We start from the raw sequence: 3,679 nt of genomic DNA on the forward strand, positions 1-3,679 counted from the left end.
ATAAAATCCTTTGTATTCAATGACTTAGCGTTGAATCTGGGTGCGAATGGGGCTTTGACCGTTAAAAACGTCACAAAGTGAGTGTGTTTTTAGGAAAGTCGCGCAAGTTTTTGATATTGCGTGACTTTTTCTATTTGTATACACTCCAGCCATCCCATTCATTGCAATCCCACGCAGGCAAGACCACCATGTCTCATCAGATTTTCAATCGCGCATTAAAAATCGTTGGATTCATGGCCCTGATCGCCGCCTTTGCAGTGCCAGCCGCGAATGCGGCAACCGCCAAAAAAACCATTGTCAAAAAGCAGCACGCCTCGTCCAAGGCGTCGGTTTCCCAAAAAGTTATTTCCACACGCAAGAGCGTACGTTTTGTTGCAGGTACAAAACGCAGAAGCATCATCCGCGTGTCCATTCCGGCCAAACCATCCTTCGGTCAGATTGCCGGTTTGCACGGTTCGCAAGATCCCCTTGAACTGAAGTCCAGCGTCGCGCTGGTGATCGACCAGGACACACGTGAAGTGCTGTTCAGCAAAAACGATCACGCTGTGTTGCCGATCGCATCCCTCACCAAATTGATGACCGGCGTCATCGTCAGCGGCGCCAAGCTGCCCATGGATGAGCTCATCACCATCACGCAAGACGACGTGGACACCGAAAAGGGCAGCAGTTCACGCCTGAAGGTCGGCACCACGCTCACGCGTGGTGAGCTGCTCCACCTGGCCCTGATGTCCAGCGAGAACCGCGCAGCGCACGCCCTGGGCCGTACCTATCCCGGTGGCATGGGCACGTTTGTCAACCTGATGAACGCCAAGGCAAAAATGCTGGGCATGACGGACACCAGCTATGTGGAGCCCACCGGCCTTTCAAGCCGCAACCAGTCCAGTGCGCAGGATCTGGCGACGCTGGTCAACGCAGCACATGGCGACCCCATGTTGCGTGAGCTCTCCACATCGACGGGTTATCAAGTTGCAGTCGGCACCCGCACGCTGCAGTACAACAATACAAATCGCCTGGTGAAAAACCCCGACTGGGATATCGGCCTGCAAAAAACCGGCTACATCTCTGAAGCTGGCCAGTGCCTGGTCATGCAGACCAAAATCGCGGGCCGCAAACTGATCATGGTGTTTCTGGATTCCGCCGGCAAGCTGAGCCGTCTGGGTGATGCCGAGCGCGTACGCCGCTGGGTGGAGTCGAATCCGGTGGCCGAACCCAAGGTGAATGTCAGCACCTCTATCAAGCAGGTGAACGGCTAAGCCTTCCCGAGGTGCGCAACCTGCTATCTTATTTATAGCTGCTCGCGTCCAATCTGTTTGGGCTGTAGCCTCTTTTACCTGGGTTTGTAACCCAGCGCGGCTGAAATCTCATTCGCAGTCGCCTGCAACTTGGGCAGCCAGTGTTCGTCCAGCCGGTCAGCCGGGGCCGAAATCGACAAGCCCGCTACCAGCTGGTTCTGGTCATCGTAAATACCTGCAGCCATGCAGCGCACTCCCAACTCCAGTTCTTCGTTGTCGCGCGCGATGCCGTATTGGCGTGCTTTGGAAAGCTCGCGCTCCAGAATTGGCAGCTGCGTGATGCTGTTGCGTGTCTGCCCCGGCAGGCCGGTGCGTGTCGCGTAGGTGCGCAGGCGCTGCGGGTCGTCAAACGCGAGGAACAGTTTGCCCACAGACGTTAGATGCAGCGGCGCACGGCCCCCGATGGCCCGCACCACCTGCATGCCGGAGCGTTCACTGTAGGCGCGCTCCACGTACACGATTTCGTCGCCCTGGCGCATGCTCAGGTTGACCGGCTGCTGCGTGAGCTTGTGCAGTTCGCGCATGGGCAGCAGCGCAGCGTCACGGACGTCCAGGCGGGCCTTGACGAGGTTGCCCAGCTCCAGCAGTCGCATGCCCAGCCGGTAGCTGCCCGCTGCGGGGCGATCCACAAAACGGCCCGTGGCCAGATCGTTCAGGATGCGATGTGCGGTAGAGGGATGGAGCCCCGACTTCTCGCTGATTTCCTTGAGCGAAAGCGCTTCTTCGCGGTTCGCCAGGATTTCGAGCAGCGTGAACATCCTTTCTATGACCTGAACGGTCGGTGTCGCGGGAAGGGCTGAATCGGGCTTTTTCATGTGCAGGCTTTCTGCTGCAAATTTTACCCTGTGAAATCCTGATGCGCTGGATGATGCGCCTGGTGGGGCCGATGCCTATGCCTTGTCGGATGGCCTGCCTGTATTTTCTGCCGCAGGCTCTGCGGAAAGCACCCACTGCCCGTCGACCAGCACTTCGTTGGGCCTGAATCCGGCCTTGTAGTTCATTTTTGGGCTTTCCGCGATCCAGTAGCCCAGGTACACATAGGGCAAATCGAGGCGCCGGGCCTGCTCGATCTGCCACAGCACGCTGTAGTTGCCGTAGCTTGCGCGGCCATCCGGCTCGTAAAACGTATAGACCGCGGAAATGCCGTCCTCCAGCACATCAAGGATGGACACCATCTTCAGAGCGCCTGGCTCGCCGTCAGGCAGGCTTTCGCGAAACTCCACCAGGCGTGAATTCACGCGGCTTTGCAGCAGGAACTGGGTGTATTGGTCAATGCTGTCATGGTCCATGCCGCCGCCTGCGTGACGGCCGTTCTGGTAACGCAGGTAGAGCTGGTAATGCTCCGGCATGAAGCAAAGCTTGAGGATGCGGGCCTGTAGCGTCTGGTGCCGCTTCCAGGCGCGGCGCTGGCTGTTGTTGGGGCTGAAGCTGCCAACAGGCACCCGTAGCGGGACGCAGGCCTGGCACCCATCACAGTAGGGGCGGTAGGTAAACATGCCGCTGCGCCGGAAGCCGTTGGTCACAAGGTCCGAATAGGCGTCGTTGTGGATGAGGTGGCTGGGTGTGGCAACCTGCGAGCGGGCCTGCTTGCCCGGCAGATAACTGCACGGGTAGGGCGCCGTTGCGTAGAACTGCAAGGTTTGCAGGGGCAGGTCTTTGAGATGTGTCACGGTAGGTCCAGGGTTCCCTTCGTTCCCGTCGTCAATATCTGATTCCAGTATACGGGTTCAAAGTGCCAGTCGGGCCCCGTTTTACCCACGCTTTGTCCGAGGTAGGCAACAAATTCCGCCCGGCTGATTTCTCCCGCGCCCAGGGACGCCAGGTGATGGGTATTTTGCTGGCAATCAATCATGGTGATGTGCTGTTCACGGCAAAAAGCCACCAGTGCCGCCAGTGCGATTTTGGATGCATCGGTCTGGTGTGCAAACATCGATTCGCCAAACACCATGCGGCCCAGATTCACACAATACAAGCCGCCTGCCAGCGCGCCGTCGATCCAGGTCTCCACGCTGTGCGCATGGCCTGCCTTGTGAAGGGCGCTATAGGCCTGCACCATGTCAGGGACTATCCAGGTACCGGGTTGGCCGGAACGGGGCTTGCTGGCGCAGGCGTCGATGACGCGCTCAAAGGCGCTGTCGAATCTGATTTCGCAGCGATGCTGTTCCTGAAAACGAACTACCGTTTTGCGCAGCGACCGGTGCAGCTTGAAGTGCCGGGTCTGCAGCACCATGCGAGGGTCAGGGCTCCACCAGAGCACGGGCTGGCCTAGGCTGTACCAGGGGAAAATTCCCTGCGAATACGCATGAACCAAGGTCGGCACATCCAGGGCGGCACCAGCCGCGAGCAAACCGGGTGCCGGGTCATGGGGCCCCCATGCGGTATCCAGC

General features: G+C 58.7%; 4 protein-coding genes. 1 reads left to right on the forward strand and 3 read right to left on the reverse strand.

Going from position 1 to position 3,679, the window contains the following annotated elements:
• Positions 1-188: 188 nt before the first annotated feature.
• Positions 189-1,253, forward strand: coding sequence for a D-alanyl-D-alanine endopeptidase (gene pbpG / locus AC1D1X_RS18220; protein WP_477670843.1), 1,065 nt, complete (start codon positions 189-191; stop codon positions 1,251-1,253).
• A gap of 74 nt (positions 1,254-1,327) precedes the next feature.
• Here the strand turns inward: pbpG and AC1D1X_RS18225 are convergent, their stop codons facing one another.
• The 3 genes from AC1D1X_RS18225 to aat form a co-directional block, all read right to left on the reverse strand.
• Complete coding sequence (locus AC1D1X_RS18225) at positions 1,328-2,107, reverse strand: IclR family transcriptional regulator (protein ID WP_477670842.1); 780 nt, start codon at positions 2,105-2,107, stop codon at positions 1,328-1,330.
• A 75-nt stretch (positions 2,108-2,182) separates the two neighbouring features.
• Complete coding sequence (locus tag AC1D1X_RS18230; protein WP_477670841.1) at positions 2,183-2,962, reverse strand: arginyltransferase; 780 nt, start codon at positions 2,960-2,962, stop codon at positions 2,183-2,185.
• Positions 2,959-3,678 carry a leucyl/phenylalanyl-tRNA--protein transferase gene (gene aat / locus AC1D1X_RS18235; protein ID WP_477698826.1) on the reverse strand — a complete coding sequence of 240 codons (720 nt, stop codon included), beginning with the start codon at positions 3,676-3,678 and terminating at the stop codon, positions 2,959-2,961. Before aat ends, AC1D1X_RS18230 begins: the two co-directional genes overlap by 4 nt.
• Position 3,679 lies beyond the last annotated feature (1 nt).

This window comes from Polaromonas sp. P1_G4, from assembly GCF_056405475.1.

Bases quoted from the DNA above. Each gene is read 5' to 3' on its own strand.
- pbpG (WP_477670843.1), top strand. From the start codon at position 189: ATGTCTCATCAGATTTTCAATCGCGCATTAAAAATCGTTGGATTCATG.
- AC1D1X_RS18225 (WP_477670842.1), bottom strand. From the start codon at position 2,107: ATGAAAAAGCCCGATTCAGCCCTTCCCGCGACACCGACCGTTCAGGTC.